General features: G+C 41.2%; 9 protein-coding genes. 5 read left to right on the top strand and 4 right to left on the bottom strand.

Features of this window, described 5'->3' with window-relative positions; all coding sequences use genetic code 11:
• Positions 1-120: 120 nt before the first annotated feature.
• Complete coding sequence (locus QE357_RS01725) at positions 121-762, bottom strand: recombinase family protein (RefSeq protein WP_309705318.1); 642 nt, start codon at positions 760-762, stop codon at positions 121-123.
• 676 nt (positions 763-1,438) lie between these two features.
• On the opposite strand from QE357_RS01725, the gene QE357_RS01720 reads away from it, so the two are divergent.
• Genes QE357_RS01720 through QE357_RS01705 form a run of 4 tightly spaced genes read left to right on the top strand, consistent with a single transcriptional unit; the run spans position 1,439 to position 10,263 of the window.
• Complete coding sequence (locus QE357_RS01720) at positions 1,439-3,331, top strand: site-specific DNA-methyltransferase (protein ID WP_309705316.1); 1,893 nt, start codon at positions 1,439-1,441, stop codon at positions 3,329-3,331.
• 3 nt (positions 3,332-3,334) lie between these two features.
• Positions 3,335-6,391: a DEAD/DEAH box helicase family protein gene (locus QE357_RS01715; protein ID WP_309705314.1), complete on the top strand. Its 3,057-nt coding sequence runs from the start codon at positions 3,335-3,337 to the stop codon at positions 6,389-6,391.
• Between the two features lie 6 nt (positions 6,392-6,397).
• A complete protein-coding gene (locus QE357_RS01710) occupies positions 6,398-9,622 on the top strand; it encodes a helicase-related protein (RefSeq protein ID WP_309705312.1) in 3,225 nt (1,074 codons plus the stop codon).
• Positions 9,619-10,263, top strand: coding sequence for a DUF4391 domain-containing protein (locus tag QE357_RS01705; RefSeq protein WP_309705310.1), 645 nt, complete (start codon positions 9,619-9,621; stop codon positions 10,261-10,263). The genes QE357_RS01710 and QE357_RS01705 overlap by 4 nt, the downstream gene beginning before the upstream one ends.
• 50 nt (positions 10,264-10,313) lie before the next feature.
• On the opposite strand, the gene QE357_RS01700 is transcribed toward QE357_RS01705, so the two are convergent.
• Positions 10,314-11,051, bottom strand: a complete 738-nt coding sequence (locus QE357_RS01700; RefSeq protein WP_309711289.1) for a tyrosine-type recombinase/integrase — start codon at positions 11,049-11,051, stop codon at positions 10,314-10,316.
• Positions 11,038-11,529 carry a hypothetical protein gene (locus QE357_RS01695; RefSeq protein WP_309705308.1) on the bottom strand — a complete coding sequence of 164 codons (492 nt, stop codon included), beginning with the start codon at positions 11,527-11,529 and terminating at the stop codon, positions 11,038-11,040. The genes QE357_RS01700 and QE357_RS01695 overlap by 14 nt, the downstream gene beginning before the upstream one ends.
• Before the next feature lie 811 nt (positions 11,530-12,340).
• Between QE357_RS01695 and QE357_RS01690 the strand changes: the two genes are divergently transcribed.
• A complete protein-coding gene (locus QE357_RS01690; protein WP_309705306.1) occupies positions 12,341-13,624 on the top strand; it encodes a carcinine hydrolase/isopenicillin-N N-acyltransferase family protein in 1,284 nt (427 codons plus the stop codon).
• A 100-nt stretch (positions 13,625-13,724) separates the two neighbouring features.
• On the opposite strand, the gene QE357_RS01685 is transcribed toward QE357_RS01690, so the two are convergent.
• On the bottom strand, positions 13,725-14,315 hold the full coding sequence (locus tag QE357_RS01685) for a DUF416 family protein (protein WP_309705304.1): 591 nt from the start codon (positions 14,313-14,315) through the stop codon (positions 13,725-13,727).
• Positions 14,316-14,888 lie beyond the last annotated feature (573 nt).

Here is a 14,888-nt window from a genome sequence, read left to right as displayed (position 1 = left end):
ATCGGCATGGACTAAGGCAGCAGGTACGGCGTTTAGACCCATTGCCATTTCTAGACAGGCTGCATCATTAAAAAGGGCGGAGATTTCAGCGTTTGCATTCATAAGCATTTCAGATAAAAATTATTTGGGTAATCGATGAATAAGAGCGAAGACGGTACTCACATGCCAGTGAGCGTTACCGCGAAAAGTGGGAACGCCCTGATGGTTGAGTTCCTCAGCGATCCCTCGAAAGGTGGTAATTCCCTGGTTTCTGAGTTTTTGGATTACTGGCAAAAGCTGCCTGGCAAAAGCCTGAGCTGCCTGTTGATTTTGTCTGGCTAATCGCTTACCATTTTTCCCCAGCACGACGCCCCTTTTGCGAGCGGCAGCTAACGCATCTTTGGTATTTTCGCGAATGCGTTGGCGTTGCTCTTCAGCAACTGCGGCCAGAATGTGAATGGTAAACCGGGTCGCATGAGGGTTATCAGTGACAATAATTTCCACGTCTGACTTGATAAGCCGAGCTATTTTTTCCACGTCACGACCCAGCCGATCAAGCCTGGCTACTATCAGCGAAGCGTTCAGCAACCTGCATTGCTCTAAAGCTTCCAGTAGGCGGCTTTGTTGCTTACGCGTGGATTTAACCTCAATCACTTCATCGAGCAAATCATAGTCATGAAATTGACAGTAACTGGCAATGGCTGCCTGTTGAGCTTCCAATCCTAATCCACTGCGGCCCTGTCGCTGGGTGGATACGCGGTAGTAAGCAATGGCCTCTTTCATAGCTAATTACCTGCCCTTCTGTTCAGGAGTAAACCATGGTATATATTTGAACAGGATTTGCTTAAAGAGAGGTTATTTTGGCAAAGATTGATCCTGATTTACAAGTATTTACAGGCGTAGAGAAACGCTAAAAAGAGGTGCCTCATGTTCATAAGTAAACGATCGTTAACTTATGAACAAATTTTCACATCAGAACTTTACAAATCGGTGTAACGTACTGATGCCGCAAAAGTAAAATAGTATTTTAGGCTAGCAAACCCAACAAACGCTTAATCACTATAGTCCCAAGAGGTATGTACATCAATTGGAGTAGATTATAGAAACCTATCATACAATCATGAAACGCAAATAAAAATCTGAGTTCTAGCGACTGCCCTCTCTCATCAAATAAGGTAGGGAAACTAAAACTCGTTTTTGATATTGTGTCAGATCGCGTTTATCTGTGCCAATCACGTACTTTTTGGAAATAGATACCGTAAGAGCGGGTCCAATGTGACTTGAAAAGAAGAATTATTCTCCCAGCCTTGTTCTCCTTTAGCTATAAAAAACAATGTATCTTTAGGTTTAAGGATATTGGTATCTTTGTCTCTAGCGGTACGCAGAAAGTAAATTCAAAATAGTTCAATAGTTGGAAAAGTCCATAATACCATATTTATCAGTGGGAGACCGTCTTGACATGGCCAGTCCCGATCAGGTCAACAAGAACCTGGAAGCACTGGCTGCCCTATTCCCAAACTGTATTACTGAAACTGAAAATGGAAAGGCTGTTGATTTCGACTTACTGAAGCAGGAGCTTAGCCATCAGGTGATTGAGGGCAGCAAAGAACGTTATCGTCTAGAATGGCCCGGTAAGCGGGAGGCGATTGTTACGGCCAATCTGCCTACTACCAAAACCCTACGTCCGGTCCGTGCAGACTCTCTCAACTTTGATGAGACAGAAAACCTGTATATCGAGGGTGACAATCTGGAAGTGCTGAAGCTTTTGCAGGAAAGCTACTTTGGGAAGATCAAGATGATCTACATTGACCCCCCTTATAATACAGGAAATGATTTTGTCTATAAGGACAACTTTGCCCAGGCTACTGAAGAGTTCAAAGAGGAAAGCGGATTGGTAGATGAGCAAAACCAGCGACTAGTAGCCAATCCCGAAACATCTGGACGCTACCATTCTGATTGGTTGAGCATGATGTATTCCCGTCTAAAACTAGCCCGTAATCTCCTCACGGAGGAGGGTATGATTTTGTTATCCATAGATGATAACGAAATTCATAATCTTAGAAAGTTGTGCGATGAAATATTAGGAGAAGAGAACTTTATTGAGTGCTTCATCTGGAAGAAACGCTATGGTGGCGGTGCAAAAGAAAAATTCATAGTAAACTTACACGAGTATATTTTATTTTATTGTAAAAATAGATCTATTTTAAACACAATCGAAGTCGCTAATAACCCAGAATTCATTGCTAAGTATTACACAAAAAAAGATCAATTCTTTAACGAAAGAGGTCCCTACAGAACTCAGCCATTAGAAGCAGCAAAAAGTATGGGAGAAAGAAAAAATCTTGTGTACGAAATTCCAGGGCCAGATGGGGTTTCAATTTGGCCAAAGAGGCAGTGGTTATGGTCAAAAGAACGGACTTATGATGCACTAAAACGTGATGGATTAGAGTTCAACGTTGATTCAGTGGGAAAATATACTGTTAATATTAAACAATATCTAAGGGACGAAGACGGAAATGAAAAAACTTTAAAAGTTACGTCAATTATAGAAGAAATTTTCACCCAACATGGGACCAAAGAGATTGAGAGTATTTTTGGTAGAGTAGATTATTTTTCTTACCCTAAGCCATCAGAACTTATAAAGGTTCTATTAAAATTTGGCCTGAAGGAGGGAGGGATAATTTTAGACTTTTTCTCTGGTTCTGCAACGACCGCCCACGCTGTAATGCAGCTTAATGCAGAGGATGGAGTTAATCGCAAATTCATCATGGTTCAGCTCCCCGAAGCAATGGATGAAAAAAGCGAGGCATACAATGCTGGATATAAAAACATCTGTGACATTGGTAAAGATCGTATTCGGCGGGTAGGGAAAAAAATACAAGAAGAGCTCGCTCAGAAAAAATCTAAAGAATTGGATTTTAGTGGTCAGGAGCCTAAGCAGCTCGATACTGGCTTCCGTGTTTATCGTTTGGACTCTAGTAATATGCAGGACGTATATTATCGCCCCCAAGATTACCAGCAGGATCAACTAGACATATTCGCAGACAATATCAAACCGGATCGTACCGCTGATGATCTATTGGCTCAGGTCATGCTGGACTGGGGCTTACCGCTTTTCTATAAGATTGAGCCACTACTGGTACTTGATAAAAAGGTGTTCCGCGTAGCCCAGGACTCATTGCTAGCCTGTTTTGATAAGGGAATAGATGAGGCCTTTGCAAAGGAAATAGCATCCTATAAACCGCTGCGTATTGTGTTTCGGGACCAGAGTTTCAAAGATGATACGGCCAAGGAAAATGTTCGACAGTTGCTTAAGCAATTGAGCCCTGATACTGAAATGCGTGTGATTTAAAGTATGAAACTACAATTTAAAGAACAAAGCTTTCAGTTAGATGCTGTTCAGGCCATCACCGACTGCTTTCTGGGGCAACCCAGAGAAACGAACCGTTTTACGCTGGAAAAAAGCAAGGAACTGATTGCCAAAGCGAGGTCGGCAAGTAAAGGTCAGTTTGGCATGGATCTGGAAGTAGAGGAGCTTATTGGTTACCGAAACCGGCAGATCCAGATTACTGAAGACCAGTTATTGGAGAACATTCAGCAGGTTCAGCGGCAAAATGATATCACCCAAAGTAAATCCCTTGAAAAGCCCAAAGGAGTAAAGAAGGGCTATCAGTTCACCATCGAAATGGAGACAGGTACGGGTAAAACGTACACCTATATCCGCACCATGTATGAACTGCACCAGCTTTATGGCTGGAGTAAGTTTATTGTGGTTGTTCCCAGTATTGCAATTCGCGAAGGGGTCTATAAGTCGTTCCAGGTGATGCAAGATCACTTTCAGGAGCGGTATGGACATCGCATTAGCCCATTTATTTATAACTCATCTCGTCCACAGGATATTGAGAGTTTTGCATCGGATAGCCGCATCAGTGTGATGATTATAAATACACAGGCATTCAACGCTAAGGGTAAAGATGCACGTCGTATTTATATGGAGCTTGATCAGTTCGGTACCCGAAAACCCATTGAGATTATCGCTCAGACCAATCCCATTCTGATTATTGATGAACCCCAATCAGTAGAAGGTGATAGAACCTTGGAAAGTATGCAGGATTTTAATCCACTTTGTACGCTCCGTTATTCTGCTACCCATAAACATGAATACAACAAAGTTTATCGCTTGGATGCACTGGATGCCTATAACAAAAAGCTAGTAAAGAAAATCCAGGTGAAGGGGATCAACATTAAAGGAACTACCGGAACCAGTGGGTATTTATATCTGGAACAAATTCAGCTTTCTAATTCAAAGCCCCCTCTTGCTGTCTTGGAGTACGAAAAGCGTAATGGAACGGGCGTCAGGCGGGTACGCGAGAAAGTTCAAAAAGGTGCCAACCTGTTTGAACTTTCCGGCGAAATGCCTCAGTATAAAAACTGGCTGTTAGAAGAGGTCGATGGCTATTTTAACCGGGTGGTGATCAATGGGGAAATAATCGAAGCCGGAGAGGCTATTGGCGATCTGGACGAAAAAGCATTCCGGCGAATACAAATCCGAGAAACGATCAGTTCCCATTTAAAAAAAGAGCGTGAGCTTTTTGATAAGGGAATCAAGGTACTATCGCTCTTCTTCATCGATTCAGTAGATAAATACCGTGTATATGATAAGGATGGTAATCCTGGTTTGGGTGAATATGCTCAGATGTTTGAGGAGGAGTACGTTCATTTGAGGAACGAGTATATGGACCTATTCTCTTCCAATTACAATCAATATCTGCAACGCGATTCGGCAGAGCGGGTGCACAACGGATACTTTTCTGTTGATAAGCAGCGAAAATTGGTTGATCCCTCAGTTAAGAAAGGAAGTGAAGAGACGGATGATATCAGTGCTTATGATCTGATAATGAAAGATAAGGAGCGATTGCTGAGTTTTGATGAACCCACTCGCTTCATTTTTTCGCATTCTGCCTTAAAAGAAGGATGGGACAATCCGAACGTCTTTCAAATTTGTGCCCTCAAACATTCGGATTCAACTAATCGTCGTCGTCAGGAAGTTGGACGTGGAATGCGACTTTCGGTCAATAAACATGGAATACGGCAAGACGAAGAAGTGACCGGAGAGCAGGTACATGAAATCAATAAACTGACAATTATTGCCTCTGAAAGCTATGAAGAATTCGCCCGAGGCCTGCAATCAGAAATTGTGGCTACCTTAAAAGATAGACCTCAAAAAGCGACCGTTGAATTTCTAACGGGTAAACTTTTAACTGATGAGCATGGAAATCAAAAACGCCTGACCTCCGAAGAGGCGAAAAAGTTGAACAAGTATCTCTATAAAGAGGATGTTTTAGACGACGATGATAAAATTACGGAGGACGGACGGAGATTGATTGATGAAAATAAGCTCCCTCTTCCAACTCATCTGGAAGCATTTCGGGATAGCGTGAATCAATTGCTACGATCCGTTTATATGGGCGAAGCCATTAAACCTGAGAATGACCGGCAAAGCATTACCATTCAGACGAACAGCAATTTTCATAAAAAGGAATTTCAGGAGCTTTGGAATAAGATCAACCTGAAAACTATTTATGAAGTACAATTTAACTCGGAAAAGTTGGTTGCTGATGCCAAAATCCGGATCAACGCTGATTTGAACATTTCGGAGCGTACGTATGAAATCCGCAGCGGGGAGCTGGAGGAAAGCACGAAAGAGCAGTTACAGGAGAAGAATGCCTTTCACGAGACTTCCCGTCAATACAAGAAACTCAATTCCGATGTCTATACAAATACAAGATACGATGTGGTTGGAGAGGTTGTCAAACATACCAACCTTACCCGAAAAACCATCGTAGAGATATTAAAGGGCATTGATACGGGCAAGTTTCTAATGATCCGGAAAAATCCAGAGGAGTTTATCGCCCGAACCAGCAAGCTAATCAATGAAGTAAAGGCCAGTCTGATCATCAATAACATCGTCTATCACAAAGTTGATGACAGGCATGATGCTAAAACCGTATTTGTGAATGACAAATCCGTTATTCGGCAGTCAGAAACATTGAAAAAGCACGTTTATGACTTTCTGACTACTGATTCACAAACCGAAGCCCGTTTTGCCGAAGCATTGGAAAATAGCAACCACGTTCAGGTATACGCTAAGCTTCCGAAAAGCTTCTACATTACCACGCCAGTTGCTAATTATAGCCCTGATTGGGCCATTGTGTTTGATAAGGACACCATCCGCCACATCTATTTTGTAGCAGAAACCAAGGGTACGGATTCAGAACTAGAGCTACGTGAGATAGAAAAGCTGAAAATCCATTGTGCCGGGGAACATTTCAAAGCAATCAGCGGACAGGAAGTGAAGTTCTCAAAAGTCAGCAGTTATGAACAAATGCTGGAAATAGTACAGGTTAAATAGTCTTGGATGAAAATCTTCAATAACATTGATAATCGTCTGGGAGATGATTTGAAGCTGGAGTTCAGAAAGGGTAGTAAGCTCAGTATAGCCGCTTCTGCCTTTTCAATCTATGCATTTGAAGCATTAAGGAAAGAACTGAAGAGCATTGAAGAGCTTCGGTTTATTTTTACAACTCCGACTTTCCTGGAGGAGAAGTCTAAACCAAAGCTGCGGGAATTTTACATTCCGAACATCCGGAAAGAGGCTGATTTGTGTGGTGGTGAATTTGAGTTACGTTTGAAAAACGAGATGACTCAGAAGGCCATCTCACGGGAGTGCGCACAGTGGGTGAAGGACAAGGCTGTGTTTAAAACAAACGCCCTTGGCAATTCGCCATTGAATAGCCTGATCCACGTTGATAACGGGCCTGAAGATAGTGCATCCTATTCAGGATTTGCTGGATTTACATCGCCCGACCTGGGTTTTACTTCCCGGAAAGGCCATCGCTCAATGATAACAAAAGTCAACTACCCAATGGCCGAAGGCTATTTGGAATGGTTTGACGAGATATGGAATAACGACGAAAATACGGATCTAGTAACGGAAAGCGTGCTGCGTTATCTGGCGGGAGCTTATCAGGAAAACAGTCCGGAATTTGTCTATTTTGTAACGCTCTACAATATTTTTCACGACTTTCTCAGTGACTTGTCACTGGACAATCTACCGAATGACAGCATCGGTTTTAAAGAAACCGTCATCTGGAATAAGCTGTACAATTTTCAGCAGGATGCTGTCATTGGTGGGATTAACAAGCTTGAAAAATACAACGGCTGTATCATTGCCGACAGTGTAGGCCTGGGGAAAACTTTTACAGCTCTGGGAATTATCAAATACTACGAGAAGCGAAATAAAGATGTTCTGGTATTATGCCCTAAAAAGCTTGAGGCCAACTGGAACACCTACCGACACAACGATAAGAACAACATCTTAGGGAAAGATCGCTTTCGATATGACGTTTTGTTTCATACAGACCTTTCACGAGACAAAGGAATTAGCAACGGGAGGAGCCTCGAAAGTGTTAACTGGGGGAACTACGGCTTAGTCGTCATTGATGAATCGCACAATTTTCGTAACAACAACACAGTTGTAGGGAAGGAAAACCGCTATCAGAAATTACTTCGGAAGATCGTTCAGGAGGGAATTGAAACGAAAGTATTGATGCTTTCGGCTACTCCTGTCAATAACCGCTTTAACGATCTGCGTAATCAGCTTGCCCTGGCCTATGAGGGTGCAGCCGAGCAAATTGATGAGAAACTGGATACAGACCTTGGAATCGAACTAGTTTTCCGGCGGGCGCAGCAGGCTTTCAACAGTTGGTCTAAACTACCTACTGAAGAAAGAACCTCAGACCGGCTTTTGGAAGCGCTGGATTTTGATTTTTTCCAAATATTAGATAGCCTTACGATTGCCCGCTCCCGTAAACATATCACCAATTATTACGACACGACAGCAATCGGGAAATTTCCTCAACGGAATAAACCAATCTCGATTTACAGCCCACTAAAGGAAGGAACGGAGTTAAATTACAAACATATCGCCGATTGGTTAGAGTTTCTGAATCTTTCGATTTACTCACCCTTAAATTACATTCTGCCAAGCAAAATTCCGTTTTACGCGGAGAAATATGATAAGCGTGTTAAGTCGGGAACCTTCAAGCAAAGGGACCGTGAAAAGAGCTTACAGCTCCTGATGCGCATCAATCTTTTAAAGCGAATAGAAAGTTCCGTCGATTCTTTTGCTCTGACTCTCCAGAATATTCGTGCGTTAATAGAAGAAGGATTAGGCGCAATTGCGCGGGGGGATGCTAACACGTATTCCGGCCTTCAGGCAGACCCTACATCTGAAGAGTTCGATTGGGAGCCGGATTGGGGAGAAGAGGAAAATGTTTTCGGGAGCAAGGTTAAAGTTCATATCGCTGATATGGATAAAGTAAGATGGCAGGAAGACCTCTCTGCTGATCTCTTGGTCATCAACGAACTCCTGAAAGAAATTGAATTGCTGAGAGGGAAAGATGATCTGAAACTAGGTAAGCTTAGAGAAATTATTGTAGATAAGATCCAAAACCCGGTTAATGCCGGGAACAAAAAAGTGATCGTATTTACCGCTTTTGCAGACACGGCAAATTACCTTTATTCAGAGCTGAAAGATTATTTTAGGAATGAGCATGGTCTGAATACCGCTCTGATTACGGGATCAAAACGAGCTTGTTCATCCAAGACTGTTCCATCTGATCTGAATACGCTATTAACTTGCTTTTCACCACGATCTAAAGGAAAAGCAATCATTTATCCTGATATTCAGGAAGAAATCGATATTCTGATTGCAACAGATTGCATTTCGGAAGGGCAGAACTTACAAGATTGTGATTACCTGATTAATTACGATATTCATTGGAACCCCGTTCGTATCATTCAGCGGTTTGGTCGTATTGATAGGATTGGCTCAGTGAACGACACCATCACCATGGTTAATTTCTGGCCGGACGTCACACTGGATGCCTATATTAATCTCAAGCAGCGCGTAGAGAATAAAATGGCCATCAGTAACCTAGCAAGCACAGGCGATGACAATATACTTAATGCCGATGAGAAAGATCTGGAATATAGAAAAATCCAACTGAAAAGGCTGCAAGAAGAAGTTGTTGACCTGGAAGATCTCCGTGAAGGAGTCAGTATAACTGATCTTGGATTGAATGATTTTAGGGTGGATCTGGCTAATTTCGTTAAAATATATCCAAATCCGGATTCTATTCCCTTGGGATTGCATGCCGTTACGCGAGCAAGTGATGCTGATCAACGCGGGGTGATTTTTGTTTTAAAGAACATAAGTGATTCTGTAGACAAGGATAAACTGAACCGGTTAGCCCCGTATTACGTGGTGTACATTCAGGAAAATGAGAATGTATTACATGGCTATTTAGAAGCGAAGAAATCATTGGATATGCTACGGCTACTTTGCAAGGGCAAAACTGAACCGTTGAAGGAACTTTGCCAGCAGCTTAATCTTGAAACACGGGATTTCCGTGATATGCACGATTATTCCCAGTTATTGCAAAAAAGTATCCGTTCCATTCTAAAAACCGGAGATGAGAAAGAAGTACTCAGCCTATTTAAAGCAGGTGGAACCGCAACAATAGGAATGCCCAAGGGAATTGAAGACTTCACCCTTGTAAGTTTTATTGTCGTAAAATGATGGATGTATTTAACCTTCCTTCAAGAACTATGATCGGCAGGAGCATTCCCAAAAATGCTTTTGATACCCAAGCTACGTCGCAACAAAAAAAGTTATTTGTTGATGTGATTGAGCGAATGCGGTGGATAAACAAGCTCAGCTTCGATACCATTAATTTAACAGGAGATGAAATTCAGGAAATACAGATTTTCAGCCTCGAACTGAGAAAGAAAGAAGGGATTGAAGCTGTCCTTGAAGTCATTAATAAAGCAATTCCTTATCACTTGATTTGCTGTGCCACCTATGGACATGAATTATTGATATCCGCCTGCCAGAAGCATACTAATCCTCTGAATGCAGATAGTGCTGTGATTGACTGGATGTTTAACAGTGCCTGGATAAGTATTGATAGTCATCCATTTTCCCTGAATTTACGAACAAACTTAGATCTGGTTTATTTGGATATTTGCCAGCAAATAAGTGGATCAACAGAACCCACTTTGAAAGATTTGGTAACAATTGAGCGAAACAGGAAAGAAGTACAAAGCACTATCACGAAGTTAGAGTCTCAGATAGCAAAATGTAAGCAGTTCAATAGAAAAGTAGAGCTAAATATTGAATTACAGAAGCAGAAAGATAGGCTCAACACTATTTCGAGGTAGTCAGGACTATCCTATTTTTACATTTGCCTTTGTACTTTAGACATTTGAGTTTACCCTAAAATTTTTTCATTGTAGTCATCCAGGACATTGATAGGCAGCCCCTTCAAATAAATCTCTGTGGTCTTCAAACTAGAATGCCCAAGCATCGTACTAATGGCAGCCAGTGGGATTTCATGCAGCATTGCCTGGGTTGCGAATGAGTGACGACTAACGTAGCTGGTCAAATTTGAATCAATTCCGCAGAGAGTGGCGAGCGTTTTGAGTTTCTTATTATATCTTTTTCGGGCCCATTGAATATCCTTATCACGCAGTACCGGATCTTCCCGCTTTAAAATCGGAAACACAAATTTCGAGACAGGATTTTGTTCCAGATAATGCCCCAGTATCTTTTCAAGCGAAGGAGTAATTTTGATATCGTAAAGCTTCCCTGTTTTTCTTCGGCGATACCTAATTCGCCCGTTGACTAAACTACTTTTTTCGAGATAGGCCATATCAGCGAAGTTCATGCCGTACATCATGTAGCTGGCCAGAAAGTAATTGCGAGTGTTGAAGCAGATATGATTCACGGGAATCTCTAACTCGATAATCTTTTTGAGAAACTCGCTGTCCAGTGCCCGTTTGTCCGTGGGAGACGTTTTGATCTTATAATCATCGAACGGATATAACTCTTTATCGACTAATCCAGACTTGATCGCTTTGTTGTAAATAGCACGGATCGTTCGCATGTAAACAGCCAGGCCATTAACTCCATTTCCCTTACTCTTGTGATGCGTGTCAAACTTTGCCAGGAAATCGTAGGTAATTTCTTTGAAGAGTAAATCTTTGCCCTTCCCGGTAATCCTTTAACACACTGATTAATCCCTTGTAGGATTTGGCTGTACCTACCCGGTGTGCTTCGATCAACTCATCGACACACTGACTGGCAAATTGAAAGAAAGAATCTCGCACATCTTTTTGAGTAATGCGATCTCTCAACGATGTAATGGATAATGTTTGAAGAATATCTGCTTCATGGAGCTTAAGAATGATATCCATCGCATCCGATTTGATCTTCTGAATCTGGTTGTTCAGTCGAGAGACTGAGCTAACGCCGATATAGCTTTTCTTGACAGTGCGTTTCTTTTCATCCCAGTCTTTTTCATTTAGACTTATTCCAATAGGAATGGAAGTCGTTTTACCATGATGCCCGAGCCGCATAATCAGCGGGCATGTACCATCCTTTTTCGGACGGCGTGTATCCAGCGAAATGACAACGTTCGTATTCATGTATGGAAGGTACAGAAAAATTTGCACAAGATTTGCACAAGAAATCCGTATTCATACGAATCATCTTGATTTTATAAAATTCGTAATAATCTAATAATCAGAACATTACAAATCATATCACACCATATAAAACCAATAATCCACGGACTGTTAATCAGAGGGTCGCTGGTTCGAGCCCAGCTTCGGGAGCCTAGTAGTCAGCCACTTACGTTCATTCGTAAGTGGCTTTTTCTTTTAACTCGCCAGCAAACTCGCCAACATCTTTCATGTACGGTCTGCTCAAGCCCTTCAAAAAGCCCCAAAGTGCATAAAGTGCAAAACGTTTTTATTATTAATTACTTTTTTTCTTCTGCGAGCTTTATTCCCTATACTCCCTAAAAAAATCTATAATAATATATATTTATTTTGCACTTTAAGTAATATATATAAAATATAAGTATCTGATTATTAAATCTTTACCATTCATTTACGTCAAAAAAACAGTGCAAAATGGAGAATAAAACAGTGCAGAATGGAGCTTGTTCTCCCGATTCTGCAACTTACTTGTCATATTATCTTACTGAATTAATCTGTTTTCTCTATTGGTATTGAAATAGATATGGCCTAATGGCCCTGCTTATACTTGTACTATTGCTGCATTAGAATGAAGAGCGGGGCGATCCATAGTTCTGGATAGATTAAGAAGAGAGCCCTCGTTGACATAATCAATCTCTTTGAATGATTTAAATTATCGATGCAACGTTTGACTTCTTTTTTCGTCTTTATGCCATCTATTGGCCGATCAAAGCCAGTGCCAAACTAAATCAGCATCATGAATCGAATACATTGGGTACTTTCGCTAGCATTGGTCACGCTGTTATGTGCCAAACAAACTCAAGCCTGTACGGTGATCTCAGCGGCCTTAAAAGGCGAAGTGTTTGCTGCCGCTAATGAGGATGATTACACCCCTTTCTCAAGAATCTGGTTTAATCCAGCAACAAGAGATCGGTATGGTTCAGTGTGCTTTGGTCACCCTGATTTAGCCACCCAGGCGGCAATAAATGAACATGGATTATTTTTCGACTTTACCGCTCAGAATATTAACCCTTCTAACTATACAATTAAACACCCCTTCCAAGGCGATCTTTTCTTTATAATACTGGGTAAGTGTAAAACCGTCAAGGAAGCCTTAGAATTTATGAAAACGCATAACTATGCCTTTTCTTCTCAGGCACTTTTAGCGGATGCTCAAGGGAACTCAGTAATCATAAATGCTGGTATCCAGGTTGAAAAGAAAGGGATGTACCAGATCAATACTAACTTCAATATTTGTGAAGTAGAGACGGGTAATTATTCTTGTCGACGCTACGATATAGCCAATCAAATGCTTGGTAAAGCCGATCAATTATCAGTGCCTCTTTTTAGAAAAATCCTGAGTCAAACCAGACAGGAGGGAAAGCTATCCACTCAGTATTCGAATATATATGATTTGAAACGCGGTCTGATTTACGTTTATTACTTTCACGATTTTGAAAATCCTTACATAATTGATATTAAGAAAGAAATAAAAAAGGGGTATCACCTACAAAAGTTATCAACCCTTTTTCCAAGCTCGTTTGCCTATGAGACCTATTCCAAATCACATGCTCTCTATCGCAAAGAGAAACTTTTAGACAAAATAGACGAAGTAGGCCTTGATAGTGCTTCTCGTTACTATGTACAGTTAGAGGAGAATGGTGCACAGCCAGATACGTTGGTTTCGGTAGCCTTGCTGGAAGTGGCTTTGCAACTGGTGAAGAACACATTCAATCAGTATAATGAAGGGGGAATGTGGGAATATTGGTACAGTTTACCAGGGGGCTATAAGCCAGCAAATACAAAAGATGAAAAACTGTTAGCAGCGGATAAGCTAATGGAAGGATTAATGCAAGACAAAAAAATCGACGATAAGACCCAACGTTTCATCGGGGAAATATACGCGTATAGCCAGTTAGCTCAAGGTCGTAAAGACCTAGCTAAACTCTACTACGAGAAAGCAGCTGAGTCACCTGATAAAAATTACAAATCGTCTTATCTGAGGGCACAAAAAATGCTAGCCGTTATTAGTTCAAATTAGAGTGGGGCTAGGTAATGCCGTGTTTATTAGTTTTCGTAGGATTTTTATTCAACTTAGTATTGTTTCTTGCAAAGCTAGCTTTTGCATAAGTGTCTGTATGTTAACTAGGAAGTAAGTCTATATCAATCATCTTACCTGCTGCAAGCTCATCTAATAGCTTCTCATCCAAATCCGTTACCCCTTGTAATCGCTGTAAAGAACTGAGCTGACGACCTACTTCATTGACCATGTATAAGTCTGTTGCTATTTTTTCTTCTAAAGCTGGGTCATTTGGTGACAGATCACGCAACTCCTGCACATACATATCGACTGTATCCCGGCCCAAAATGGCAACGTTGATAATTTGCTCGTCTTGGCTTTTTAGCAGGTATTCCAAAGCTGAATGAATGGCACACCCGGCATCCATCGCATACGAAGCAAGATACGATTCATGCTCATCCAGATCGGGAATCACGGCTTCAAGTTGGTCGAGTAGCAAATCTATATGAGTAATCGAACGGGTACCTACTAAGTTATCATGTATCGCTCTTAGACTGGCTTTGATCACGGCTGGATCACCCCAACCTTCACGATCATAAAATACTTGATATTGAGGCTGCATTCGCACGACTACCGAGTAAGCAAAGGCTAGTTTTCCTTGTTGCGTCAGAGACGTTAACAACAGTCCAATCTCTTTTGCTACATCACTCATATTTGTCGCCTAATCAATCGTTATGTAAACTCTATAGCACCAGCACAATAAAGTTTACCAAAATAAAAAAACTATTTCAGAAAGCCCCGCTGTGATCTGAGGTTAATGACCAGCAAAAAAATGACCACTTCGATGAGGAGTGTTTGTCTGGTTTATACGGAAAAGGTTTAGTTAACTCGCAGCTCGAAAGGTCTTAACTAATTCCAGCGTCTGAAACGTTAAATCTGATCATTCCTTAGGATGTGATTTCAGTAAAAAGGTCTGAAACTACAGCATCGATGCCCCATTACAGTTCATGCCCGTATAAACTATCCTATCAGTTGGCCCTTCTTTAGATAACTAAAGTTGGGAGAGAAGTTGCACCGTTGAATTTAACCCCTTATTACCAAAAGGAATAGATTTTCTTTTGAAGCCAGTGGTCTTTCAATAAAATTCCTCCATAGTTCAGTCAACTGAACAAGATAACTTATGTTAAAAAAGTTAATTTTTGCTTTACTTAGTATAGTTAATTTCTATGAAAATAATTAAATTCAAAGCATTATCCCATACCTAATAAACGCATAATGCTATCCT

The organism is Siphonobacter sp. SORGH_AS_0500, from assembly GCF_031453245.1.
In the GTDB taxonomy this organism is placed as follows: domain Bacteria; phylum Bacteroidota; class Bacteroidia; order Cytophagales; family Spirosomataceae; genus Siphonobacter.
This window is presented reverse-complemented; position numbering and strand designations above follow the sequence as displayed.